Source organism: Ruegeria sp. HKCCD7628, from assembly GCF_057221005.1.
The window spans coordinates 269,409-294,316 of record NZ_JBWVBA010000001.1; the positions used below are offsets into that span (position 1 = coordinate 269,409).

Below are 24,908 nucleotides of genomic sequence, written 5' to 3' on the forward strand. Positions count from 1 at the left end.
ATCAGGTCTGGATTATTGAATCCAGCCTTTTTCTTTGTAGTACTTCTCGGCGCCCGGATGCAGCGGAGCCGACAGACCGTCGGAAATCATTTCTTCGGGCTTGAGGTTGGCGAAAGCCGGGTGCAGCTTTTTGAAATCGTCGAAGTTTTCAAAAACCGAGCTGACAACCGCATAGACCGCGTCTTCCGACACATCCGCCGAGGTCACGAAAGTCGCGCCAACACCAAAGGTCGTGGTGTCACCGTCAGACCCGCGATACATGCCGCCCGGAATGGTCGCGGTGCGGTAATACGAGTTGCCGTCGATCAGGCCGTCAATCGCGTCGCCGGTTACGTTGACCAGAACAGAGTCACAGGCGGTGGTGGCTTCCTGGATCGAGCCCGACGGGTGGCCCACGGTGTAGATCATCGCGTCGATCTGGTTGTCGCACAGGGCTGCCGACTGTTCGGCTGCTTTCAGTTCGGATGCCAGGGCGAAATCATCGATCGTCCAGCCCATGGCGTCCAGAACAACATCCATGGTGCCGCGCTGACCGGAACCGGGGTTGCCGATGTTCACGCGCTTGCCCTTAAGGTCTTCAAAGCTGCTGATGCCGGAATCGGCACGGGCGACAACAGTGAACGGCTCGGGGTGGACCGAGAACACAGCGCGCAGATTTTCAAACGCACCAGCATCTTCGAATTTCGAGGTGCCGTTATAGGCATGGTACTGCCAGTCGGACTGGGCCACACCGAACTCCAGCTCGCCTTCGCGGATGGTGTTAATGTTGTAAACCGATCCGCCCGTTGACTCGACCGAGCACCGAACGCCATGCTCTTTGCGTCCTTTGTTCACCAGACGGCAGATCGCGCCACCGGTCGGGTAGTACACGCCGGTCACACCGCCGGTACCGATGGTGATGAACTCTTCCGCATAAGCTGCCGGAGCCATCATGGCTGCCGTGACAAACGCGCCAAGGCTTAGCTTGCTGCTGTTTTTCATTTTTGAGAACTCCCAAACTCTTATTGTGGATGAGAGACATGTCAGCGGCCCCCCATCTGGGACCATGCCGGTACGGCAAGCCACCCTATCATGCAACAGGGTCAAGCATCTGAAATTCCAAAATCTCCCAACTTAGACGACGTTTCATTCAGACACTCATCTTGTCAACCCCTGCACATGACGTAACGTCCTCAATCAGCATATATGACGGAATCTGCCAAAGTTTCCCCATTGGTCGAATTTGAGTGTATACCGCTTCAAACTCAGCCATTGGCCGGTCCTAACGGAATGGTTTGGTTGGTTCGTTCAAACCCGGAGTAGAAAGGGCGAAAAGCCGTGAACAAAACATCGTTCAGCCCGCTGCTGGCCATTGCGCTTGCCCTAAGTGCCGCCATCGCAGTTTGGGGGCTTGCCGACCCGCAAGGGCTGGGCAAATTGGCCGCTGCCGCAGTGGCGACTCAATTCAACAGCCGCGGCTGGTTTATCATGCTCGAGGTCAGCGGGTTGCTGTTCGTCGCGCTCTTTCTAGCCTTTTCCCGGTTCGGGAACACTCGGTTGGGCAAAGACACGGATACGCCCGAATTTTCCACCCCGGCTTGGATCGCTATGCTTTTTGCCGCCGGGATGGGCGTCGGCCTATTATTTTACGGAGCCGCCGAGCCGTTGACCCACTTCGAAGTACTGCGGCAATACCGCGACGAGCCGGATGCGGCCAGCTACGCCATGTTCGTCACCTACCTTAACTGGGGGTTTCATGCATGGGCCATTTACGGAATCGTGGCGTTGGTCATCGCCTATTTCGCCTATCGCAAAGGCAGGGCCTTGCTTTTGAGCGCACCAGTGCTGGACACTTTTGGCGATATGCCCTGGACCCGGTCCCTGGGCTGGCTGTTCGATCTTTTGTCAATCGTTGCGATCGCTGTGGGGTTGGCCGGGTCAATGGCAATGGGGGTTTTCCAGATACAAACAGGGTTGGCAGGGCTGATCGGAGTTGAAAACCCCGACACCCTGACGATACCGGTCTTTGTCGCGCTTTGTGTTGCGTTCATTATTCCGCTGCGCAAGGACCTTGGCGACGGGATGGCGCTGCTGTCAAACGCCGCGATGCTGATTGCTGTCAGTATGATGATCTATCTGCTGCTGCTTGGCCCAACATCGTTCCTTATGAACGACATCGTCGCCGGGTTTGGCCGGTACCTGTTCGAAGTTCTACCCGCCGGGTTTTCGACCGCCGAGTTTTTCGATGACATCATCGTCGACTGGTTTCAGGGCTGGACGCTGAACTACATGATCTGGTGGTTAGCTTGGTCGCCCTTTGTGGGTATCTTTATCGCTCGTATTTCGCGCGGGCGAACCATTCGTGAGTTTCTGGTAGGCGTTATCGTCGCACCCACCCTGTTTTCGATCTTGTGGTTCGGAATCTTCGGAGGCTTAGGCTTTTACGACGCCCTGCGCCAAGACGCAGAACTGTCTGCGATAAACGCGCAAAATCTGGACGCCACGACCTTTGCTCTGCTGGAACGGTTTCCATTGGACGGCTTGACGAGGGCCGCAACGGTTTTGGCGGCATTTCTGTTCGTCATTACCAGTGTGGTCAGCGCCGGATTCACCTTGGCGATGATCGGAACCGGTGGGGACGAGAACCCCTCGCCCCGCATACGCACAATCTGGGGGGCGATTCTCGGAGCTTTAGGGCTGGCTATGATATTTGTCGGTGACATTGGGCTTGTCCGGTCGATCATAGCCTTGTCGGCCATAGCCTTTGTTTTCATCGTTCCGGTACTGGTTATCTGCCTGATCAAATCACTGGCCCGCGAGGACCACTCATGAGCACTTCCCTGATTGACACGCTTCTAAACATCAATGTGTTCCTGTTCATCGGCTTTCTGGTCTGGCTCAGCCTCCGACCGGACCCTTAAGGGTCGCCAACACACTTTGCTTAACGGAAGATGTGGTGCCCAAGGAGAGACTCGAACTCTCACGCCCGTGAAGGCGGGGGATTTTGAATCCCCTGCGTCTACCATTCCGCCACTTGGGCCACGAACACTGGATTAGCGCCCAAGTTCAGGAAGGTCCAGAGGCAAAAAACAACCCATCGTCATTTGTTTTTCCGGCGGCAGTTGACCCTAGGATGACCGCGTGATTTGGCTAACCCATCTGTTGACCGGGATTTTGGCGCCGAATGATACGATCACTCTATGACTGGACTATTCGTCTGGCCGAACACCCGCACGCTTTGTGGGCATTGGCCGTAGTGGCCTTTATTGAAAGCTCGTTCTTTCCGATTCCGCCCGATGTGCTGATGATTCCGATGATCCTGGCGCGACCGTCACGCGCGTGGTTGATCGCGACAGTTGCGTTGGTCGCTTCGGTGCTCGGTGGGTTGCTTGGATACGCGATTGGGGCGTTTTTCTATGAAAGCCTCGGTCAGCCCATCCTCGAATCCATGGGCAAGGCTCACGCGATGGAGGAATTCAACACCCGTTTCAACGATTTCGGGTTCTGGGCTGTGCTGGCGGCGGGCGTGACCCCGTTTCCCTACAAGGTCATCACCATCATGTCGGGCTGGACCGGCATGCCTCTGGGCACATTCATTGCGACGTCGATTCTGGCTCGTGCATTGCGCTTTTTCATTGTAGCCGGTCTTTTGTGGGGCTTTGGAGAGCCGATCCGCGCCTTCATCGAAAAGCGACTGGGCCTGATGTTCACGTTGTTCATAATCCTGCTGTTCGGCGGCTTTCTTGTGGTGAAATACATATGACACGAAGAGCTCAACTGATTTTGGTCGCTGCCGGCGGCTCTGGCGCGTTGCTGCTGGGGGCGTGGGCATTTCAATACCTTGGCGGTATGGCACCTTGCAAAATGTGCATTTGGCAGCGCTATCCTCATGCCGTAGCTTTTGTTGTAGGCGCGTTGGCTCTGGCGCTGCCGTGTTTGAACTTTTTGCCCCTCGTCGGAGCACTAGCTGCGCTGTCCACTGCGGCTATCGGCTTTTTCCACGCCGGGGTCGAGCAAGGGTGGTGGGAAGGCCCCTCAAGCTGCACTTCCGGTGATATCGGAGGACTATCGACTCAGGACCTGTTCGACCAGATCATGACCGCGCCCCTTGTACGCTGCGATGACATCCCGTGGGAGATGTTTGGATTGTCCATGGCCGCCTGGAACGGCGTAATCTCGACTGTGCTGATTGTATTCTGGATGCTGGCCTGGCGTCAGAACTCGTCCAGCTCGGCATCCCAGTAAAGAAAGTCGATCCAGCTGTCATGCAGGTGATTGGGCGGGAACTTCCGCCCGACATTGCGCAAGGCTTCAGCATCGGGCTGGCGCGGCGGCTTGCGCAGGGTCATTCCTGCCTGCCGCAGCGATTTCGACCCTTTGCGCAGGTTGCAAGGGCTGCACGCCGCCACCACGTTCTGCCAGCTGGTCACTCCGCCTGCGGCACGCGGCACCACGTGGTCAAACGTCAGATCCCCCCGGCTGCCGCAATACTGGCAGCGGAATTCATCCCTTAGAAATAAATTAAAGCGCGTGAAGGCCACGCGCTTTCTGGGTTTTACATAGTCTTTCAGCACAACAACCGACGGTATTCGGATTTCAGTGCTGGGGCTTCGGACAACCTCGTCATACTCGGCCACAATGTCCACCCGATCCAGCCAGGCGGCCTTCACAGCCTCCTGCCATGGCCAAAGGGACAGTGGATAGTAAGACAAGGGGCGATAATCGGCGTTCAAAACCAGTGCCGGATGATGCTTTAGCGCACCGGGTTCCCTGACAAATTCGGTCCTGAAGTCTGCGTCCATATCAGAATCGCTCCTCGCTCTGCTCTGCCCGTTTGACATCAGAGCGGGGAACACCCGCCCCGGCCTTAAGTTAACTATATATCGTGTTAAAACTCTGACAAGCCCTGAGTATCCACAATATCTCGGGGAATGGGTAAGCTGCCTGCGTAACAGGCACATGACAGTTATCCACAGGTTGCACGACAGTATCCGCCGCGCTATGGCGAAGGCCATGAGCTGGTTTATTCGATTCAACAAACCCTTCGACGTGCTGCCGCAATTTACCGACCGGGCGAACGCGGACACACCGCGCAGCACCCTGTCGGATTTCATCGACCTACCGGGCGTCTATCCTGCCGGGCGGTTGGACCGTGACAGCGAAGGGCTGATGCTGCTGACCGACAATGGGCGGCTGCAGGCGCATATCGCCGACCCTAAGCACAAGATGGCCAAAACCTACTGGGTACAGGTCGAAGGGCTGCCCGATGCCGCCGCGCTAAAGGCGCTGCGCGACGGGGTTGAGTTGAAAGATGGCGTGACCCGCCCCGCCAAGGCCCGGATGATGGATGAACCCGATGGTCTTTGGCCGCGCACCCCTCCGATCCGCGAACGTCAGACAGTGCCCGATTGCTGGATCGTACTGACCCTGCGCGAAGGCAAGAACCGGCAGGTTCGGCGCATGACGGCGGCTGTAGGCCACCCGACCCTGCGCCTGATCCGCTCCCGGATTGGCGACTGGACGCTGGACGGGTTGGATCCCGGCCAATGGGACAGCCTGCCCGAACCCGCGATCAACGCGGCACCACAGCGTAAACGTGACCGCCGACCCCGTCGGTGACAAAAAACTCCGTTTGTGATAGGCTTAGGCCATGAAAATCACGTCGGATATCCCCACCCCGCAGGGCATTCTTGAGGCCGCTTTGTACGTCGATGACCTTGACGTGGCCGAACAATTCTATGGTGAGGTTCTGGCACTTGAAAAAATCCAGCGGGTCACCGACCGGCATGTGTTCTATCGCGTGGGTGCGACGGTTCTGCTGATCTTCAACGCTGACGAGACCGAGAAAACGCCACTGAACCCCGACCTGCCCGTGCCCCCTCATGGAGCGCGCGGACCGGGCCATGTCTGCCTGTCCATGCCCCGCGACCAGATCGCGGTGATGCGCAAACACCTGCTGGACTGGAACGTACCCCTGGATGCCGAGTTCGATTGGCCGAACGGTGCGCACTCGCTTTACGTGCGCGATCCGGCGGGCAACTCGGTGGAGTTCACAGAACCCCACCTTTGGAATTGATCACCGAAGCGGCTGTTTTTCGCCGCCTACGATGCGGTAAATATCTGCGGATGTGACCCCAACCTCACCCAAAGCATCCTGAAACACGGCCATATGCGGCGTGGCCATATGCGCCTCAAGCGCAGCTTGGCTTTCCCACTCTTCGTACACTCGGAAGCGGTTGGAATGCCCAAGAACCTGGCTGAATTCGTAGATGTTACAGCCTTGTTCTTTCACCGTTTCCGCCACCATTTCCTGCGCGGCTTTTGCCGCCTGTTCAATGCCTTCCGGCGCGACCTCAACCGTTCCAGTAACGACTAGCATTCCTAACCCTTTCTCAGTTCAAACCGTTTGGAAATCCGATCAACCGGTGTGCCGTCACGAAGGGGAACGCCATAAGCGACCGAGTAGTCCAGAAAACCCATCTTGTCGTAGTAACTCAGCCCTTGCCGGTTATCTGCCCGGATCGTGGCATTGATCGCGCTGAACCCCAAAGCCGCCGCATGTTTCGAGGTTTCGGCAAACAGCGCGCGCCCAACACCTTTCAGAACCGGATCGCGGCGCGCAAAAGTGGCGATATCGGCGCAGTCGTCAGGCAATTCTGCATGCGATCCCAGCCACTGAAAACCGGCCACCTCGCCATCACGGTCCAGCGTAACATGACAACAAATCTTGTCCGGCCCTTCCAGGTAACTTTGCGCAAAAAGTGCCTCAGAGAACGGGATCTCGAACGCAGTCGTCCCCCCGATCTCGATAATCTGGTTGAGGATCCGGCACGCGGCTGCCACATCCTCGGGCATCATTGGCCGGACTGCGATCATTGGATCAAAGGCTCAGCTTGTCACGCATGAAGGCCAACGCCACGCTCAGGCCATCAGGCGCGATACCGTGGCCGGTGCCCTTCATGATATGGGCGTAAACCTCTTTGAAATCGGCAGCCTGCAGCGCCTCGGCCGCCTCAGGCAGCGATTGCGGCGGCACCACATCATCAGCGTCTCCATGCACCAGAAGGATCGGCATCCGACTGACCGTCTCATCGGGCAGCAGATCAGGCTCTAGCAACCGGCCCGAGAAGGCGACGATCCCAGCTACCGGGTCTTCGCGGCGCGGGGCCACGTGCAGGCTCATCATCGTGCCCTGACTGAAGCCGAACAGCACCACCTGTTCGGGCAGCACGTCCTCATCCACCATCAGCGCGTCAAGGAAGGCGTTGAAATCCTCGACCGCCATCTCCATCCCGCGGCGCGCCTCTTCTTCGGACGAGCCGTCGATCCACGGGATCGGGAACCATTGAAATCCGTTGGGCATACCAGGGATTTGCTCGGGCGCGTCGGGCGCCACGAACAGCGTGTCGGGTAGATGCTCACCCAGTGGTTCGGCCAGCCCCAGCAGATCGGCCCCGTTGGCGCCATAGCCATGCACAAACACCACGACCGAGCGCGTGTCGCCCGAAACAGGCTCTTTTCGGAGCGCATTCAATACTCGAGTCATCTGATCCCTTCTCGTTCCTTTGCCACCCGGTAATAGGCCCACAACACCCGCGCCGCAACCGACCGCCAGGGCGACCAAGCGTCGGCCATCTGCCGTAATTCTTTGTCGGTCGGGCGCTTGGGCAGATCGTAGAGGATACGCGCGGCCTCTTGCAGCGCCAGATCGCCCGGTGCGATCACATCGGCGCGGCCCAGCGAGAACATGGCGTAGATCTCGGCGGTCCAGACCCCGATGCCGGGAACTTCGGTCAGAACGGCGACCACCTCCGCGTCAGGAAGATCGCGTAACACCTTGTAATCAATACGCGCCTCGGCCAGCGCGCGGGCATAGCGAATTTTCTGACGGCTCAGCCCAACGGCGCGCAGGTCATCATCCGTGGCCCACATGATCTTGCGCGGGCCGGTCAGTTTCGCGTCCTGCAACCGTTTCCAGATCGCATTGGCCGAGGCCACGCTGACCTGCTGGCTGACAATCGCGCTGAGCAGTTGCGCGAACCCGTCAGGCTTGCGACGCAGGGGCAACGGTCCCACCTGATCCAGCGCATAGGCCATGCGCGGGCAGGCATTGCCCAGCCACTCGGCCCCCTCACGCACACAGTCGTTGGTTTCGATGATACGTCCGACGGACATGCGGGCCTCAGGCTGTTTGATTGCGCACACGTTAGGCTGCTTTGACGCATATGCAACCCGCTTGTGCGACATGCTTTTCGCGGATACCCATGAGCGCATGACGATGACCGCCACTACCCCCGATGACAGCCAGGCCAAACGCAACGTCGCCGTTCTGGTGGCCGCGCAAGCGGTGCTGGGCGCACAGATGCCGATGATCTTTATCGTCGGCGGCTTGGCGGGCGAGTCGCTGGCGACCAATGCCTGTCTGGCGACCCTTCCGATCTCACTGATCGTGCTGGGCTCGATGCTGGCGGCCACGCCGATCTCGGCCATCATGCAGCGCTGGGGACGGCGCGTTGGCTTTTTGGTGGGTGCAACCGCAGGTGCGCTTGGCGGTCTGGTCGGGGCTTACGGCCTGTATCTGGGGTCATTCCCCATCTTTCTGCTAGGCAGCCTGTTGACCGGTATCTATATGAGCGCACACGGCTTTTACCGCTTTGCCGCCGCCGATACGGCCTCGGACGCTTTCCGCCCCAAAGCGATTTCCTATGTCATGGCTGGAGGGCTTGCGGCGGCGATCATCGGGCCACAGATCGTCAAGCTGACCTCAACCGCCTATGTGATCCCGTTCCTCGGCACCTATATGGCGGTGATTGCGGTGAATGTGATCGGCTCTGTCCTGTTCTTCTTTCTCGACATCCCGACCCCGGCAAAAATGGCAGAGGGCGCACCCAAAGGTCGCACCCGGCTTGAGATGTTGAAAACCCCGCGCATCGCGGTCGCGATCATCTGCGCGATGGTGTCATATGCGCTGATGAACCTTGTCATGACCTCAACCCCGCTGGCGGTTGTCGGCTGCGGCTATTCGGCCAATGACGCGGCCGATGTGGTGACTGGGCATGTTCTGGCCATGTATATCCCCAGCTTTTTCACCGGTCAGTTGATCGCCCGCTTCGGAGTCGAGAGAATCGTAGCCCTTGGCCTTGCCATTCTGGGCGCAGCCGGAGTGGTCGCCCTGCAAGGGGTCGAGCTTGGCAATTTCTTCATCGCGCTGATCCTGCTGGGTATCGGTTGGAACTTTGGCTTTATCGGGGCCACTACGATGCTGGCCTCTGCCCATGACGTGAATGAACGCGGGCGGATGCAGGGCCTGAATGACCTGCTGGTGTTCGGCGGCGTAACCTTTGCCTCGCTTGCTTCGGGCGGGTTGATGAACTGCTCGGGCGGTTCGGCGGTCGAGGGGTGGACGGCGGTGAACCTTGCCATGATCCCTCTGTTGACCTTGGCCGGTGGCGCGCTGTTGTGGCTGGTGTTGAAGCCCACGGAACCCGAGGCCGCCTGATCGCCTACCAGTGCCCCCGCGCGGCCGTCCACATCAGGGACAACCTGCGCCGCATTTCCCCCTGCGCCATATCCCCGGCAGCCACACGATCCGGTTTGGCAATGGCGCGACGCAGCACCCATTCGGCTTGCCACCCGGAATACAGCGCCGGACGTGCCTGTGCCGACACCATCGCCGCATTCGCCCGCGCCCGCCGCAACCGGTCCAACCCTGCTTGCGCCAGCGCCCGCACCCCGTCAGGTGTGCCGTCCAACAATGGAATGCGCCCGCGTGCCTCGAGCTCGGGGATCGCGCGCAACCAATTCGCCACGCCAACCGCATAGCCGAAGTCGCGCAAAACTCCCTCATCCGCTAGCCCCAGAACCTGCGCAGAAGCAACCATTAGGCTACCTGCGCTCTGGTCCAGATAGGTGTCGAAATGGGCCTGATCTTCGAACGGATCACGATATATATCCCAACGCCTTACAGCCACATACTCATCCAGTTGCGCGGCCAGATGAGGCGACAGCACACGGGACAAGGGCGTTACAACCTCGTGGCGGCGCACAGTTCCACTTTCGGCAATTTCCTGCAACGCATCGCGCCACCATTGCAGACGCATTTCGGCGATCATCGTCTCTTGCGTGACCCACGGCGCGCGCGCCACCTCGGCATTTAGTGCGTAAATCGGAAAGAGCTTGGGTCGCACCGCAACCGGAGCCGCCATCACCGCCATGAACCGATCCGGATCAGCGCGATGCACAAGTGCGGCGCAGGCCTTTACGTCATCGTCGAAGGCAACGCTCACTCGGCCACCACCGCCTGCGGCCCGCAATCACGCACCAGTTTCCACTGGATCGCATCCAGCAGAGCCTCGAACGAGGCATCGACTATGTTCGCACTGACGCCCACGGTCGACCAGCGCCGCCCCTGCCCGTCTTCGCTGTCGATGATGACGCGGGTCACAGCCTCGGTCCCGCCTTGGGTGATGCGCACCTTGAAATCCACCAGCCGCATATCCGCCAGAACCTGCGAATATTGCCCCAGATCTTTCGCCAGCGCCTTGGCAAGCGCGTTCACCGGTCCGCGATCGCTGCCATCCTCATCCAGAGACTCACTGACCGATAGCTTCTTTTCGCCGTCGACTTTCACCACGACCACGGCTTCGGACAGGCTGACCATCTTGTTGTACTTGTTCTTGCGCCGTTCAACGGTCACTTTGTACCGCTTGACCTCAAAGAACTCGGGCAGTTGCCCCAACTCATCCCGCGCCAGCAGTTCAAAACTGGCCTGTGCGGTGTCATAAGAATAGCCCTCGGCCTCGCGCTGTTTGATCCGGTCAAGGATGCGCCCCAACGCAGGGTCGGCTTTTTCCACCGACAGCCCCGCCTCGGTCAGGCGCTTGCGCAGGTTCGATTGCCCAGCCTGATTTGACATCGGGATGATCCGCGCATTGCCGACTGCCCCCGGATCTACATGCTCATAGGTCGAGGGATCCTTGAGGATCGCGCTGGCGTGCAGCCCCGCCTTATGCGCAAAGGCCGAGGCCCCCACATAGGCCGATTGTTTGCTGGGCACCCGGTTCAGGATGTCATCCAGCATCCGGCTGATCCGCGTCAGACCGGCCAGCGCCTGTGTGGTGACGCCTATATCAAAGTTCGATGCATAGGGTTCTTTCAGCAACAAGGTCGGGATCAAAGCGGTCAGGTTCGCATTGCCACACCGCTCGCCCAGCCCGTTCAGCGTGCCCTGTATCTGTCGCGCGCCTGCATCCACAGCTGCAAGGGAACAGGCGACTGCGTTTTCGGTGTCATTGTGCGTATGAATACCCAAACGATCGCCCGGCAGACCTGCGGCGATCACTTCGGTCACAATGCGCGACACCTCGGCTGGCAGCGCGCCGCCATTCGTGTCGCACAGAACAACCCAACGCGCGCCTGCGTCCAGCGCGGCCCGACAGACCTGAACCGCATAGGCGGGATTGTCCTTGTAGCCGTCAAAGAAATGCTCGGCGTCAAACAGTGCCTCGCGCCCCTGCGCCACGATATGCGCGACTGAGGCGCGGACATTCTCGACATTCTCTTCCAGCGTGGTCCCCAACGCGTGGGTCACGTGGTAGTCATGGGACTTGCCCACCAGACAGACGGCCTGCGTGCCAGCATTCATCACGGCGGCCAGCACATCATCATTCTCGGCCGACCGGCCCGACCGTTTGGTCATACCAAAGGCCGTCAACCGGGCCGAGGTCTTTGGCGCAACCTCGAAAAACGCGCTGTCGGTGGGGTTTGCACCGGGCCAACCGCCCTCGATATAGTCCACGCCCAACTCGTCCAGAGCCTTGGCAATCTGCACCTTTTCAGCAGTCGAGAACTGCACACCCTGGGTCTGCTGCCCGTCGCGCAGGCTGGTGTCGTATAGATAAAGCCGTTCCTTCGACATCACACACCCTCCAGCTTGGCAGCGTCAAACCCGGCCCCGGGCACCAGCTCCACACCGTCCTTGCTCATCCTCACTTCCAGCCCTGCTGCGACATAGGCCGCCTTCAACCGGTCCACTTCCGAGAAGTCCTTGCTTTGCAACGCCTGGGCCCGCGCCTCGGCCAGACGCGCCGCATGACCAGAAAGATCTGCCGAGCCCGTATCGGCCCAAGCGCCCATTTCAGGCTCCAACAACCCCAGAACTTGCGCACTGGCCAACAGGCCCGCTGCGTCACCCTCTGCCGCCAGACGGTGGAGTTCCGCGACAGCCCCCGCCGTGTTGAGGTCATCACCCAGCGCGGCGATCACCGAGGGGGCCGCGCTGGCGGCGGGCTCGAAGCCCGCTGTCAGCGCCCGCCACTTGCGCAACGTCGCCTCGGCTTCGCGCGCCTTTTTCTCGGTCCAGTCCATCGGCTTGCGGTAATGCGTTTGCAGGAACACAAACCGGATCACTTCACCCGGCACACCCCGATCCAGCAGGTCGTGGACGGTGAAGAAATTGCCCAGCGATTTGGACATCTTCTTACCCTCGACCTGCAGCATCTCATTGTGCAGCCAAACCCGCGCGAACTCGCCCTCGGGATGGGCGCAGCAGCTTTGGGCGATCTCATTCTCATGATGCGGGAACATCAGGTCATTTCCGCCGCCGTGAATATCGAAGCTTTCGCCCAACAGTTCATAGCTCATGGCCGAGCATTCGATATGCCATCCCGGACGTCCCCGTCCCCACGGGCTGTCCCAGCCCGGCAACTCGTCACTCGACGGTTTCCAAAGCACGAAATCCATCGGGTTTTTCTTGTAAGGCGCAACCTCGACCCGCGCCCCGGCGATCATGTCATCGACCGAACGACCAGACAGCGCGCCGTATTTAGCCTTCCAGCTGTCCACAGCAAACAGAACATGCCCCTCGGCTGCATAGGCGTGGCCTTTGGCGATCAAGTCCTCGATCATGGCTATCATCTGGCCAATATACTGCGTCGCGCGCGGCATCTCGTTGGGCTCCAGCGCGCCCAAAGCGCCCATGTCATGCAGGTACCAGCCGATCGTCTCGTCCGAGCGTTCCTGCACAAGCTGCTCCAACGTGCCCGCTGCACCCGCTTTCTGCCGAGCCAGAGCAGTCGCGTTGATCTTGTCATCCACGTCGGTGAAATTGCGCACATAGGTTACGTGATCCGCGCCATAGGTGTGGCGCAGCAACCGATAGAGCACGTCAAACACCACTACGGGCCGCGCATTGCCCAGATGGGCGCGGTCATAAACCGTCGGACCACAGACATACATCCGCACGTTGTCAGCACTGATCGGCACGAAATCCTCTTTCGTCCGGGTCCTTGTGTTGTGCAGTTTGATCGTGGTCATCGGTCGGCTCCTAAGAACGGCGTGGCGTCTCGCGTTGGCGCGGGCTTAGCAACTTGTCTCAGGGATGAAAACGAAAGAAACTGGCCCGCTTGATAAATCAGCAGGAAATGCAGCAGGTAATGATGCAGAACGTCAGTTTCATAGAGTTCGGTTATCATGCGGGCATTGTTCCGCCAAGCCCCTGTTTTCACGCTGCCTCAAATTGACATTCACAAAACGCTCTGGCCCTTTCGGCTACAAAACAGGCAGAGGCGCATCATGAAACTGTCACGGCGTATTAAGCAATTGACCAGAGGCGACGGCGACGGGTGGGACGTATTCTACCGCGCCCGACGAATGATAACCGAAGGCCTTGCGATCACCGAACTGACCATTGGGGAACATGATATCCGCACAGACCCGTCAATTCTGCGTGCGATGAATCTGTCCGCCCGACAAGGCCACACGGGATACGCATTGGTGCCCGGTACGGATCTGCTGCGCGATACAGTAGCTGCGCGCGTTCAAACGCGAACCGGTGTTCCCACCACACGTAACAACGTATTGATTACACCCGGCGGTCAATCGGCTCTGTTCGCGGCCCATATGGCGGTTTGCGATCCGGGTGATGTTGGCCTGTACCTGGACCCGTACTATGCCACCTACCCTGGAACGATCCGCGGCGCCGGCGCCATCGACCGGGCGGTTCAAACCACAGCCAAGGCAGCCTTTCAGCCAGACCCCCAGCAGATCGAAGCCGCCTCTGACGGTGCGGTTTCGTTGCTCATCAATACGCCAAACAACCCTACCGGGGTCGTGTATTCCCGCCAGACCCTCGAGGGCCTGGCCGATGTCTGCCGTAAACGCGACCTGTGGCTGATTTCCGACGAAGTTTACGACACGCAGGTTTGGGATGGAGCGCACATCTCGCCCCGCAGCCTGCCTGATATGGCGGACCGCACTTTGGTCGTTGGCTCAATGTCCAAATCGCATGCCATGACGGGCTCTCGATGCGGGTGGGTCGTCGGACCTGAAAAAGTGATCTCTTATCTGATCACATTGGCCACACACACGACCTACGGCGTACCCGGCTTCGTTCAGGACGCGGCTCATTTTGCGCTGACCGCCGGAGATGAACTTGAAAACAGCATCGCGGCTCCGTTTCGCCGCAGACGGACGCTGGCAGTCGAAATTCTGAGCGCGCAGACCACAGTCGGTTTAGTGCCCGCGCAAGGCGCGATGTACCTGATGCTGGACGTGCGAGCGACCGGCCTCAGTGGTTTAGAGTTCGCAAATGCATTGTTGGATAAACGTCGAATCGCAGTGATGCCTGGTGAAAGTTTTGGCACTGCTGCTAAAGGACATATTCGCGTGGCCATGACAATCGAAGACGTGCGCTTTGCGTCTGCTTTAAAAACCATATGTGATTTCGCGAAAGAGTTGGCTGACCAGAATGCAGCAGAGTAGCCGTGGTCAGAACCGAAAGGTCGTTCTCAAATTGAACACGTTGGAATCGAGGCCGCCTTCGGAACGGGTCACGTCGTCAAAGTTCTGACGCAAAGCCTCACCACTGATGACAAATCTATCGGTGACCGGATAGGCAACACCGATTCCGTAGACCGCAGCCGTGTCATTTTCGACCGACGAATCTACTCGTGCGGCTCCCACAACTACATACCCAAGCGCAGATCCGAAATCGTACCCGCCACGCAGTTTCACGCGGGTCATGCCGTCTAGGCTACCTTCGTTCTGGCCCAGATTCAAAGACAGCCGATTATACTCAAGCTCGCCTCCCAGAACGAAATTCCCAAAATCGTGGTCATACCCGACATGAGGACCGAAGCTAGAATCACTACCGCTTGCGCCGTTCCGGCCATCTGCATCCGCATAACCAAAGCTGAATCCTGCATAAGCCCCGCTCCAATCCTCGGCGAAAGCCGAGATGGTGCCGGTCAGTGTCATCGCGACAATGATGGGCAGCAGATGGTTCATTAGACTACAAAAGCCTTTCATCAAAACATTCGAGTATTCTTTTCAGAGTGCCATACAACTGGAAGCCAATCGTTAAAAATCAATTGAGATCACGAATTGCTGCTAAATAAGTGACCGAAGTATAACAGATTTCCGGATCAAACGGGTAATTTCTTTACCTAAGGTAATCTATGTGCCGAAAAACTCAGGTTTGTTTCGCTTTTGGTCATCGAAGTCGCAAACAGAACAGAATGAGGCGACCCAACTTGGAACACTGCATGCCACAAGGTGAGGAGCCTCATGCACAGTGACGTTTGGAAGATCCGGCTGATCAGCCGCACCATCGGTGCGGATCGTGGTCGCGCGGCCCGAGGGCGACCAGTCCGGGATTGAACCGCCCTTAGACCACTCGCAACTCACCAATCGGACTTTGATATGAACGACCAATCCCGTACCTCCTCTCGCAGCGGCGGCCGTGCCGCACGTCGCGCGGCCCGTGCCTCGGCCCTTCCCGACCACTTGCGCCCCGTTCGCCCTGGCCTTGAAGGCGGAACACTGAAACCGCTCACCCCTCGGCAGGTTGAACAGATACACGAGGCCGCGCTGACCGCGCTTGAAACGATCGGGCTTGCGGACGCGCCGCAAAGCGGGATTGACTATCTGGTCGGCGCTGGATGCACCTTGGGCGACGACGGGCGCATTCGCTTTCCGCGGGCGCTGGTCGAAGACACGATTGCCAATGCCAATCGTTCCGTGACCCTGCACAGCCGTGATGGGCAGATGGATCTCGATCTGTCGGGCACGCGCGTCCACTATGGCACCGCGGGCGCTGCTGTCAGCATGGTCGACGTCCATGGTCGGGAGTATCGGGACTCGACCGTTCAAGACCTGCACGATGCAGCGCGGATTTGTCAGCAACTGGATAATATCCATTTCGTTCAACGCCCTATGGTGTGTCGTGACATCACGGATAACATGGAGATGGACCTGAACACCGTGTATGCCGCCTGTTCTGGCACGTTCAAACACATCGGCACGTCGTTCACAGAGCCCAGCCATGTCGCCCCAGCGGTTGAGATGTTGCACATGATCGCGGGCGGAGAGGATAAGTGGCGCGAGCGACCATTTGTATCGAACTCGAACTGTTTCGTTGTTCCTCCGATGAAATTCGCCACCGAAAGTTGCGAAGTGATGGAGGAGTGTATCAAGGCTGGAATGCCTGTACTAATGTTGTCCGCAGGTATGGCCGGTGCGACGGCCCCCTCGACCATCGCGGGCGCAATCACACAGGCCACCGCCGAATGCCTGGCCGGACTGGTTTATGTAAATGCCGTAAGCCCAGGCGCACCTGCAGTTTTTGGCACCTGGCCCTTTGGGTTGGACCTGCGAACCGGCGCTATGTCCATAGGCTCGGGCGAGCAAGCCCTGCTGACTGCCGGGTGCGGACAAATGCACCAGTTCTATGATCTTCCCGGCGGCGCGGCGGCCGGCGCATCGGACTCGAAAATGCCAGATATGCAGGCCGGCTGGGAGCAGATGTGCTCGAATGTCATGGCGGGATTGTCTGGCGTGAATATGGTGTACGAGGCCGCTGGAATGCACGCCTCATTGCTGGGTTTCTGTTTTGAAAGCCTGATCCTAGGGGATGACATTATAGGACAGGCGCAGCGCTGTGTTCGTGGGATCGAAGTCACGGATGAAACGCTGGCGCTCGACCAGATCGCCGAAGTCTGCATGGGCGGCCCGGGCCATTACCTCGGCACCGATGCAACGCTAAGCCGAATGCAAGCGGATTACGTGTATCCGACTTATGGCGACCGCACGTCTCCCAAAGAATGGGCCGAATTGGACAAGCCTGATCTGATCGCCAAGGCCACGGCCCGGAAAGAGGAAATCTTGTCCACGCCGTCACCCGCACGGTTCGATCCCATGCTGGACGCGGCCCTTCGCGAGAAATTCAACATTCACTTGCCAACGTAAGTGTAGGAAAAAAAGGGGGCCGAAGCCCCCTTTAAGTTTCGCCATCCAGGCTCATATCGTTGACCGCCCGGTGTTTTTTTGCCTGCGGCCTGGACTGCGCATGGGACGAGCGCACCCGTCCCGTGAGAGAGTGGGAAAGAGCAATATTCCGCCCCACCCTGTTCCCGGCCGACACGGGCATGTCGGCCGAGTGGAAAAAGGCATCGTCGGTAAGTCTCGGCGCCTTCTTCCGTATTCGTCGGGACCGGGCATTCGGGGGAAAGCCCAGGTCCCTACACCCCGCCTGACGGGGCGTTTGCCTTAGCTACACCCGCTGGTCGCACCGCAGGTGTTGCATTTCATGCAGGTGCCGTTGCGCACCAATGTGTAGTTTCCGCATTCACCGCAGGGATCGCCCTCGTACCCTTGCATCTTGGCTTTGGTGCGGGCGTCCATGCCGGTCGCCACTGCAGTTTCAGCAGGCGCTTCGAACACGGCGGCAGGTTCCGCCATCCCGGTCGCATCTGCTTGCGGTGTGAACACGGCCAGATCCTGCGGCAACCGCTTGCGCAGATACCCGGTCGAGCTGATTTGCTTCAATACTTCCAATGACTTGGAGGCCGCTGTTACACTGATTTCCGAGACGTTCGAGACACCCTCTTCCTCGCCCCGGCCGATATCGTCAAAGGTCGCGCCTTCGGGCTTCACATGGGCCAAATCAGTGCGGTCCAGATAGCTGACGGCCAGCTCGCGGAAGATGTAGTCTAGGATCGACGTCGCGTTCTTGATCGAGTCGTTACCCTGCACCATCCCCGCCGGTTCGAACTTGGTGAAGGTAAAGGCGTCCACGAACTCTTCCAGCGGAACGCCGTATTGCAGGCCGACCGAGACCGCGATGGCAAAGTTGTTCATCATGGCCCGGAAGCCAGCGCCTTCCTTGTGCATGTCGATGAAAATTTCGCCCAGCGAGCCGTCCGAGTATTCACCCGTCCGCAGATAGACCTTGTGGCCGCCCACGATGGCTTTCTGAGTATAACCCTTCCGACGCTCGGGCATCTTTTCGCGGTGCGAGCGGACGATTTCCTTGACGACGACCTTCTCGATGACCTTCTCGGCCAGCACGGCAGCTTTTTCGGCCGGTGTGCCGCTTTCCAGAACCTCGGCGGCCTCATCATCATCCTCAACCAATGCAGCGGCCAGAGGCTGAGACAGTTTCGAGCCGTCGCGGTACAGCGCGTTCGCCTTCACACCCAGCGACCACGACAACTCATATGCCTTCTGACAGTCTTCGATGGTCGCGTCGTTCGGCATGTTGATCGTCTTGGAAATCGCACCCGAGATGAAGCTCTGCGCCGCCGCCATCATGGTGATGTGGCTATCAACCCCAAGGAAACGCTTACCTTTCTTGCCGCACGGGTTGGCGCAATCGAAGATGGAATAGTGTTCCTCTTTCAGGTGCGGCGCGCCTTCCAGCGTCATGGTTCCGCAGACGTGATCATTCGCCGCTTCGATATCCGCGCGGGTGAAACCCAAATGACGCAGAAGGTCGAAAGTCGGGTCATTCAGCTTGGTGGCCGGGATGCCCAGAACGCCGGTGCAGAAATCCTCGCCCAGTGTCCACTGGTTGAAGACGAACCGGATGTCGAACGCGCTTTCCAGCGCAGCGTCCACTTTCGCCAGCTCATTCGGGCCAAAGCCGTGGCCAGTCAGTGAGGTATGGTTGATCCCCGGCGCGTTGCCGATGGTGCCATGACCTACCGCGTAGCCCACGATCTCTTCGATCTGAGACGAGGAATAACCCAGCTTCTCCAGCGCCGAAGGCACCGAACGGTTGATGATCTTGAAGTAACCGCCGCCCGCAAGCTTTTTAAACTTAACCAGCGCAAAGTCCGGCTCAATCCCTGTGGTGTCGCAATCCATCACCAGACCAATGGTGCCGGTCGGTGCGATCACAGTAGCCTGCGCGTTGCGATACCCGTTCTTTTCGCCGAGGCTTAGCGCCTCATCCCAAGCCGACATGGCCAAGTCGATCAAACGCTTGTCCGGGCAGTTGCCATGGTCCAGAGGCACCGGCTTCACGGCCAGTTTCTCATAGCCGGTCGTGACACCCTGCGACGCACGGCGGTGGTTGCGGATGACGCGCAGCATGTGGTCGGCATTGCGCTCATAGCCTTTGAAAGCACCCAGCTCACCGGCAATTTCCGCCGAAGTCGCATAGGCCACACCAGTCATGATCGCGGTCAGCGCGCCGCAGATCGCCCGACCCTCATCCGAGTCATAGCTGTAGCCCATGTTCATCAACAGACCGCCGATATTCGCGTAGCCCAGGCCCAAGGTACGGAAATCGTAAGACAGTTGCGCGATTTCCTTCGACGGGAACTGCGCCATCGTCACCGAGATTTCCAGCGTCAGGGTCCACAGGCGCGAAGCGTGCATATAGTCCGCCGCCTGGAACTCACCATCCTTGAGGAAGGTCAGCAGGTTCATCGACGCTAAGTTACAGGCCGTGTCATCGAGGAACATGTATTCCGAGCACGGGTTCGATCCGCGAATCTCGCCGTCTTCCGGGCATGTGTGCCACTCGTTAACGGTGTCATGGAACTGGATGCCCGGATCGGCACAGGCCCATGCAGCGTGACCGACCTTTTCCCACAGATCGCGGGCCTTGACGGTCTTGGCGACCTTACCATCGGTGCGGTTGATCAGCTCCCAATCGGCGTCTTTTTCGACGGCGGTCAGGAACGCGTTGGTCACGCGGATCGAGTTGTTGGAGTTTTGGCCCGAGACGGAGCTGTAAGCTTCCGAATCCCAGTCCGTGTCATAGGTCGGGAATTCGATGCTGTCGTGGCCTTGCCGCGCGTAATCCAGCACGCGCTTGATGTAAGTCTCGGGGATTGCGACCTTTTTGGCCTCGCGCACAGCCATTTTCAGGCTGTCATTCTTGTTCGGATCATAGGCGTCATCGGCGGCGCCGTCCCAAGAGCGGATGGCCTCGAAAATGCCGTTCAGCATCTTCTCGTGCATCTTCGATCCGGCAACGATCGAGGCCACCTTTTGCTCTTCGATCACCTTCCATTCGATGAATTGCTCGATATCGGGATGATCTGCATCGACGATTACCATCTTTGCTGCTCGACGGGTTGTTCCGCCTGATTTGATCGCGCCAGCGGCGCGGTCGCCGATCTTGAGAAAGCCCATCAGGCCCGAAGACTTGCCGCCACCCGACAGCGCTTCGCCCTCAGCCCGCAGATGGCTGAAGTTGGTCCCGGTGCCCGAGCCATATTTAAACAGGCGCGCCTCGCGCACCCACAGATCCATAATGCCGCCTTCGTTGACCAGATCATCATCGACAGACTGGATGAAGCACGCGTGCGGCTGCGGATGTTCGTAAGCGGATTTCGACTTGGTCAGTTTGCCGGTTTTATAGTCGACATAGTGGTGACCCTGCGCAGGACCGTCGATACCGTAAGCCCAGTGAAGGCCCGTATTGAACCACTGTGGCGAGTTCGGCGCGGCGCGTTGGGTAGCCAGCATATAGCGCATCTCGTCAAAGTAGGCGCGTGCGTCTTCCTCGGTCGAGAAATAGCCACCCTTCCAGCCCCAATAAGCCCAGGCACCAGCCAGTCGATCGAACACCTGTTTCGAAGACGTTTCTCCGTCGAATTCTGCACCCTCGGCCGGGACCGAGCGCCACAGGAATTCGGGCACGTCTTTTTCCTTAACTTTCTTCAGCTTGGTGGGCACACCGGCTTTGCGGAAGTATTTCTGAGCGATGACGTCACTGGCCACCTGACTCCAGCTTGACGGCACTTCGATATCTTCCAGCCGGAAGACTATCGTGCCATCAGGATTCCGAATCTCAGACGTTGCGGACACAAAGTCCAAATCCGCGTAGGCATCTTGTCCCGATTTAGTGAATTTCCTGTCAATCTGCATGTCCGCCGCCCTAGATTCAATCAACTTGTCCCTTAGTGATTGACCCCCAAATCAAGGATCGCCCACCTGCCAAAAAATTCGGGCGCAACGAACCCTGCGCTACCCGCGGCAGCGCAAACCCGTCCAAACGGCTGCACGTTACTATTATGTGCTTTCCGACCCTCGCCCTGTGCCCAACACCGGTTTTTCTACCAGATTTAGTGGCACCACATTCGGCCCATACAATCTGACGTATTCAGCCATAGATCGTCAACGTCATTTTTCCGTCATTTTTGAAATCTTTTTTGTTGACCGGATTGTAACGCCTTCGTGAAACGAGGTGTTTCCCGATTCCTCCACAAGTTCATCCACCGGTATTGGTCAGCCGCCGACTAAATCTAACGCGCAATTAACTGTGATTTCCGGCACAGTTATCGGCATTTGATAAACCTACGTTAAGGTATTTAAACTGAAACAGAATCAGCACGGCCCATATCGGACAAGCACATCCGGGCATACCGCGACAAACGACAGATCGAGGATACAGGAATTGATACCGAGGCTTGGAATCCTATCCCTAATGGGCCTGATCGTGGCGTGCACAGCACAAGATGTGCCCACTCCAACCCGCAGCGCGCAGTTTCAAGACTATCCAAAGCGTCTGTTCGATACGTTTGAAGTCAGCTGTAGCGGTCCAGGAGAGCAGTTCGAACGGGTCGGGAATCAAGTGTTTGAATGCACCGAGCTTTTGCCTCCGGACACGACTGCTTATCTGATTCTCAACTACGAGGGATATCCGCAGGACTTGCCTCAAAGTGTCATGCGCCTGACATCGACCAAAAACACTGCTGGTTATCGGATCGATGCCGAGGTGTTTTTTAATGTCCCCCAAAGGACAGGCCCGCCTGTGCAGGTGCCAGTCGAAAGCAAGACTCTGGATAAAGCGCTAAGTGCGCTCTACCAGGCAATGGGTGGATCACCAACATTGTAAGAAGAAGTGGTCGGGGCGGCAGGATTCGAACCTACGACCCCCTGTACCCAAAACAGGTGCGCTACCAGACTGCGCCACGCCCCGGACCGTGCGCCTTCCTAAACGCGCTGTTCTGATTTGAAAAGCCCTAACAGGGCCAAATTGCAGGACCTTGTGAAAAAACTTCGTGCCGCATCTGAGTTCCGGGCGTGATCAGGTAACGTTCGGCCAGCCCTGCATTGATTTCCAAGACCGCATAGACCGAATCTCCCCCCTCAATCGGAGTCAGGTCGCCAGGAATGGCGTTGCTGTGGACATGTACGACCGACCCACTGCGATCCAAAAAAATCATATCCAATGGAATCAGCGTGTTTTTCATCCAGAACGCGACGGGCTGAGGCGGATCGAAAATAAACATCATCCCTGCCCGTTGGGGCAAAGACTCGCGGAACATAAGACCCTGCGCTCTTTCCTGAGGGCTTACAGCCAGCTCGATATCGAAACTGACCTGGGATTTGTCATTTTTTAGTGTGACCCGGTCCGGGCTGCATGCGGCAAACGCTGAACTCGTCCAAAGAACTGCAATAGTCGTCAGAACCGCCAGCCGCCCTTTCATGGTGATTCAGTCGTCCAGCGCCGCTTCCCAGGCCATGACCTGAGCCGCCATACGTCCGCGTTTTCCATCAATGACACGCATCGCAAGCGCTTCTCCGGGTTGAAGGTCGGCCAAACCTGACCGACGCAATACCTCGATATGCAGAAACACATCCTCACCGCGACCAAAGACGTTGGCAAAACCGAATCCCTTGCCTTTGTCGAACCATTTTACCCGTGCCGCCTCAAGTGGGGCTTGGGCGATCTCAACCGGGTCAAGTTCCGCGAAGTCCGCCAACAACATCGAGTCGGCTCGCGCAGGCGGATCAACGCTAATCACTTCAACTGCCTGGACACCCCGATCCGTGCGATGCGTCATGATCTCGATCCCGGCGCCATCAGCCACCGAACTTTGACCGAAATTGCGCAACACGTTCACATGCAACAGAATATCAGGACCGCCTTCGTCAGACACGACGAACCCGTAACCTTTGGCGGGGTCGAACCATTTTACGTGCCCGCGAACGCGGTACATGTTGTTCAGATCTTCTGGCACGGTGTTTCCATCGCGAGTTTTTTCAATTTGTTAAGGGTCCGATGTGTATGGGATTGGCACACAAATTCAAGCCGAAAAAACCCTTTGATCTCTGAGTGTTGCATTTCACGATACGCGAAAGTCATGGATTCAACCTTTGCACTTGCCACCCAGAGCCCGCTTGATCGCGCCGCCATTGGAACCTGTCATGCAGCCGAAACGCACCGTCGGCCCAGAATTCTATTTCGTTTGGTTCCAGCCTGTATCCGCCCCAAAACGGCGGACGCGGAGGGTTCGGACCCAGTTTTGCCGTAACTTTTGCAACTTCAGCCATCAAGGCCGATCGGCTGCTCAGGGGGCGTGACTGTTTCGAAGCCCAGGCCCCAAGACGACTTTTGAGTGAGCGGGACGCATAGTACTCGTCAGCCTGCGGCCCGGTTTCACGCGTAATTGTACCACGAACTCGGATTTGACGCCGCAAAGATTTCCAATGCATCACGAAAGCTGCCTTGCCAGCGCTGTCCAGCTCTGCTGCCTTTGCACTTTCATAGTTTGTATAAAACACAAACGCATCCCGCTCGATCTCTTTGAGAAGGACCATCCGCACATTGGGCAACCCTTCAGAGTCTACGGTCGCCAAGGCAATCGCATTAGGATCATTTGGTTCACTGCCCTTGGCGTCCTCCAGCCACCGAGTCGCGATTTCAAACGGATCGGTGCCAGCAAAAATGCCGTCTCTTTCACTCATTTCCATCCCCTGGAAACTCTTGTTAACCACACTACGGCCAGAACCCGCCACGAGCAAGAGCACACGGCCTTGATGCAGGCCATCCGATGGCATAAACCATCCAGACATAATGCGAAGGACAGGCGGAGAACCGAACATGTCAAATCAGTTGATGGCCGGCAAGCGCGGCCTCATCATGGGACTGGCCAATGACAAATCAATTGCATGGGGGATTGCCCGCGCATTGTCCGACGCGGGGGCCGATCTTGCATTCTCATATCAGGGCGACGCGCTGAAGAAACGAGTTGACCCTCTGGCCGCTCAGCTTGGAAGTGAGATTGTGCTGCCTTGCGACGTCAGTGACGAAGAGTCGATTGACGCGCTGTTTGCGGCGCTTGAAGAAAAGTGGGGCAAATTAGACTTTGTCGTCCACGCCATTGGCTTTTCGGACAAGAACGAGCTTCGTGGTCGGTACGTGGATACGTCTCGTGCCAACTTCAAACTCACCATGGACGTTTCGGTCTATTCTTTCACAGCGGTGATGCAACGCGCCGAGAAGATGATGACCGACGGCGGCAGCGCGATCACGCTGACGTATTACGGGGCCGAGCAGGTCATGCCGCATTATAACGTCATGGGTGTGGCCAAGGCGGCACTGGAAGCGTCGGTCAAGTACCTTGCCGAAGATCTGGGCAAAGACGGTATCCGCGTCAACGCAATCTCGGCCGGCCCGATCAAGACGCTGGCCGCCAGCGGCATCGGCGATTTCCGCTATATCATGAAGTGGAACGAGTATAACTCGCCCCTGCGTCGCAATGTCTCCATCGACGATGTTGGCAATTCGGCCTTGTACCTGTTGTCCGACCTCAGCAGTGGCGTGACCGGTGAAAACCTGCACGTGGATTCGGGCTATCATATTGTCGGTATGAAGGCCGTCGATGCACCAGACGTTGAGAAGGGTTAAC

Annotated in this window: 24 protein-coding genes and 2 tRNA genes; 10 read left to right on the forward strand and 16 right to left on the reverse strand. The window is 58.0% G+C overall.

What is annotated here, in order from left to right:
- Nucleotides 1–12 precede the first annotated feature (12 nt).
- Nucleotides 13–981, reverse strand: coding sequence for a TAXI family TRAP transporter solute-binding subunit (locus tag AC2TAD_RS01350; protein ID WP_170354262.1), 969 nt, complete (start codon nt 979–981; stop codon nt 13–15).
- Between the two features lie 336 nt (nt 982–1,317).
- On the opposite strand from AC2TAD_RS01350, the gene AC2TAD_RS01355 reads away from it, so the two are divergent.
- Nucleotides 1,318–2,811, forward strand: a complete 1,494-nt coding sequence (locus AC2TAD_RS01355) for a BCCT family transporter (RefSeq protein ID WP_480865608.1) — start codon at nt 1,318–1,320, stop codon at nt 2,809–2,811.
- Between the two features lie 122 nt (nt 2,812–2,933).
- Here AC2TAD_RS01355 and AC2TAD_RS01360 read toward each other — a convergent pair.
- Nucleotides 2,934–3,019, reverse strand: a tRNA-Leu gene (locus AC2TAD_RS01360).
- A gap of 144 nt (nt 3,020–3,163) precedes the next feature.
- On the opposite strand from AC2TAD_RS01360, the gene AC2TAD_RS01365 reads away from it, so the two are divergent.
- Nucleotides 3,164–3,742, forward strand: a complete 579-nt coding sequence (locus AC2TAD_RS01365) for a YqaA family protein (RefSeq protein WP_170752970.1) — start codon at nt 3,164–3,166, stop codon at nt 3,740–3,742.
- Nucleotides 3,739–4,224 (forward strand): disulfide bond formation protein B, encoded by a 486-nt coding sequence (locus AC2TAD_RS01370; protein WP_480865609.1) that lies wholly within the window; start codon nt 3,739–3,741, stop codon nt 4,222–4,224. The genes AC2TAD_RS01365 and AC2TAD_RS01370 overlap by 4 nt, the downstream gene beginning before the upstream one ends.
- Here the strand turns inward: AC2TAD_RS01370 and AC2TAD_RS01375 are convergent.
- Nucleotides 4,194–4,781 carry an HNH endonuclease gene (locus tag AC2TAD_RS01375; protein ID WP_170354266.1) on the reverse strand — a complete coding sequence of 196 codons (588 nt, stop codon included), beginning with the start codon at nt 4,779–4,781 and terminating at the stop codon, nt 4,194–4,196. The two genes, AC2TAD_RS01370 and AC2TAD_RS01375, sit on opposite strands and share 31 nt — an antisense overlap.
- A 211-nt stretch (nt 4,782–4,992) precedes the next feature.
- Here AC2TAD_RS01375 and AC2TAD_RS01380 point away from each other — a divergent pair, with 211 nt between their 5' ends.
- Together AC2TAD_RS01380 and AC2TAD_RS01385 are read left to right on the forward strand one after the other, a co-directional pair.
- A complete protein-coding gene (locus tag AC2TAD_RS01380) occupies nt 4,993–5,598 on the forward strand; it encodes a pseudouridine synthase (protein ID WP_480865610.1) in 606 nt (201 codons plus the stop codon).
- A 31-nt stretch (nt 5,599–5,629) separates the two neighbouring features.
- On the forward strand, nt 5,630–6,055 hold the full coding sequence (locus AC2TAD_RS01385; RefSeq protein ID WP_480865611.1) for a VOC family protein: 426 nt from the start codon (nt 5,630–5,632) through the stop codon (nt 6,053–6,055).
- Here the strand turns inward: AC2TAD_RS01385 and AC2TAD_RS01390 are convergent, their stop codons facing one another.
- The 4 genes from AC2TAD_RS01390 to AC2TAD_RS01405 are packed head-to-tail and all read right to left on the reverse strand — an operon-like array spanning nt 6,056 to nt 8,154.
- Nucleotides 6,056–6,358: a putative quinol monooxygenase gene (locus AC2TAD_RS01390; protein WP_170354269.1), complete on the reverse strand. Its 303-nt coding sequence runs from the start codon at nt 6,356–6,358 to the stop codon at nt 6,056–6,058.
- A gap of 2 nt (nt 6,359–6,360) precedes the next feature.
- Nucleotides 6,361–6,855 (reverse strand): N-acetyltransferase family protein, encoded by a 495-nt coding sequence (locus AC2TAD_RS01395; protein WP_480865612.1) that lies wholly within the window; start codon nt 6,853–6,855, stop codon nt 6,361–6,363.
- 4 nt (nt 6,856–6,859) lie between these two features.
- Nucleotides 6,860–7,525: an alpha/beta hydrolase gene (locus AC2TAD_RS01400; RefSeq protein ID WP_480865613.1), complete on the reverse strand. Its 666-nt coding sequence runs from the start codon at nt 7,523–7,525 to the stop codon at nt 6,860–6,862.
- Nucleotides 7,522–8,154 carry a DNA-3-methyladenine glycosylase family protein gene (locus tag AC2TAD_RS01405; RefSeq protein WP_480865614.1) on the reverse strand — a complete coding sequence of 211 codons (633 nt, stop codon included), beginning with the start codon at nt 8,152–8,154 and terminating at the stop codon, nt 7,522–7,524. Before AC2TAD_RS01405 ends, AC2TAD_RS01400 begins: the two co-directional genes overlap by 4 nt.
- Nucleotides 8,155–8,251: 97 nt before the next feature.
- Between AC2TAD_RS01405 and AC2TAD_RS01410 the strand changes: the two genes are divergently transcribed.
- On the forward strand, nt 8,252–9,478 hold the full coding sequence (locus AC2TAD_RS01410) for an MFS transporter (protein WP_170753011.1): 1,227 nt from the start codon (nt 8,252–8,254) through the stop codon (nt 9,476–9,478).
- A 4-nt stretch (nt 9,479–9,482) separates the two neighbouring features.
- Here the strand turns inward: AC2TAD_RS01410 and AC2TAD_RS01415 are convergent, their stop codons facing one another.
- The 3 genes from AC2TAD_RS01415 to cysS are packed head-to-tail and all read right to left on the reverse strand — an operon-like array spanning nt 9,483 to nt 13,293.
- The gene (locus AC2TAD_RS01415) at nt 9,483–10,265 is read right to left on the reverse strand and encodes a squalene/phytoene synthase family protein (RefSeq protein WP_480865615.1); all 783 of its coding nucleotides are present in this window, start codon (nt 10,263–10,265) and stop codon (nt 9,483–9,485) included.
- Nucleotides 10,262–11,896 carry a citramalate synthase gene (gene cimA / locus AC2TAD_RS01420; RefSeq protein ID WP_480865616.1) on the reverse strand — a complete coding sequence of 545 codons (1,635 nt, stop codon included), beginning with the start codon at nt 11,894–11,896 and terminating at the stop codon, nt 10,262–10,264. Before cimA ends, AC2TAD_RS01415 begins: the two co-directional genes overlap by 4 nt.
- Entirely contained in the window at nt 11,896–13,293 is a 1,398-nt protein-coding gene (gene cysS / locus AC2TAD_RS01425; protein WP_480865617.1) for a cysteine--tRNA ligase, read from the reverse strand. Before cysS ends, cimA begins: the two co-directional genes overlap by 1 nt.
- A gap of 258 nt (nt 13,294–13,551) precedes the next feature.
- Between cysS and AC2TAD_RS01430 the strand changes: the two genes are divergently transcribed.
- Nucleotides 13,552–14,739, forward strand: a complete 1,188-nt coding sequence (locus AC2TAD_RS01430; protein ID WP_480865618.1) for a pyridoxal phosphate-dependent aminotransferase — start codon at nt 13,552–13,554, stop codon at nt 14,737–14,739.
- Between the two features lie 6 nt (nt 14,740–14,745).
- Here AC2TAD_RS01430 and AC2TAD_RS01435 read toward each other — a convergent pair whose 3' ends face one another.
- On the reverse strand, nt 14,746–15,264 hold the full coding sequence (locus AC2TAD_RS01435; RefSeq protein WP_480865619.1) for an outer membrane protein: 519 nt from the start codon (nt 15,262–15,264) through the stop codon (nt 14,746–14,748).
- A gap of 414 nt (nt 15,265–15,678) precedes the next feature.
- Between AC2TAD_RS01435 and AC2TAD_RS01440 the strand changes: the two genes are divergently transcribed.
- A complete protein-coding gene (locus AC2TAD_RS01440; RefSeq protein ID WP_480865620.1) occupies nt 15,679–17,223 on the forward strand; it encodes a trimethylamine methyltransferase family protein in 1,545 nt (514 codons plus the stop codon).
- Nucleotides 17,224–17,523: 300 nt separating this feature from the next.
- Here the strand turns inward: AC2TAD_RS01440 and AC2TAD_RS01445 are convergent, their stop codons facing one another.
- A complete protein-coding gene (locus AC2TAD_RS01445) occupies nt 17,524–21,138 on the reverse strand; it encodes a vitamin B12-dependent ribonucleotide reductase (protein ID WP_480865621.1) in 3,615 nt (1,204 codons plus the stop codon).
- Between the two features lie 559 nt (nt 21,139–21,697).
- Between AC2TAD_RS01445 and AC2TAD_RS01450 the strand changes: the two genes are divergently transcribed.
- Nucleotides 21,698–22,108 carry a hypothetical protein gene (locus AC2TAD_RS01450; protein ID WP_353389949.1) on the forward strand — a complete coding sequence of 137 codons (411 nt, stop codon included), beginning with the start codon at nt 21,698–21,700 and terminating at the stop codon, nt 22,106–22,108.
- A 7-nt stretch (nt 22,109–22,115) separates the two neighbouring features.
- Here the strand turns inward: AC2TAD_RS01450 and AC2TAD_RS01455 are convergent.
- The 4 genes from AC2TAD_RS01455 to pdxH form a co-directional block, all read right to left on the reverse strand.
- Nucleotides 22,116–22,192: transfer RNA gene (locus AC2TAD_RS01455), tRNA-Pro, on the reverse strand.
- A gap of 43 nt (nt 22,193–22,235) precedes the next feature.
- Complete coding sequence (locus AC2TAD_RS01460) at nt 22,236–22,703, reverse strand: DUF192 domain-containing protein (protein ID WP_480865622.1); 468 nt, start codon at nt 22,701–22,703, stop codon at nt 22,236–22,238.
- 6 nt (nt 22,704–22,709) lie between these two features.
- Nucleotides 22,710–23,216 (reverse strand): cold-shock protein, encoded by a 507-nt coding sequence (locus AC2TAD_RS01465; protein ID WP_174821856.1) that lies wholly within the window; start codon nt 23,214–23,216, stop codon nt 22,710–22,712.
- Between the two features lie 142 nt (nt 23,217–23,358).
- On the reverse strand, nt 23,359–23,964 hold the full coding sequence (gene pdxH, locus AC2TAD_RS01470; protein WP_170354283.1) for a pyridoxamine 5'-phosphate oxidase: 606 nt from the start codon (nt 23,962–23,964) through the stop codon (nt 23,359–23,361).
- A 136-nt stretch (nt 23,965–24,100) separates the two neighbouring features.
- Between pdxH and fabI the strand changes: the two genes are divergently transcribed.
- The gene (fabI, locus tag AC2TAD_RS01475; RefSeq protein WP_170354284.1) at nt 24,101–24,907 is read left to right on the forward strand and encodes an enoyl-ACP reductase FabI; all 807 of its coding nucleotides are present in this window, start codon (nt 24,101–24,103) and stop codon (nt 24,905–24,907) included.
- The last annotated feature ends 1 nt before the right edge of the window (nt 24,908 follow it).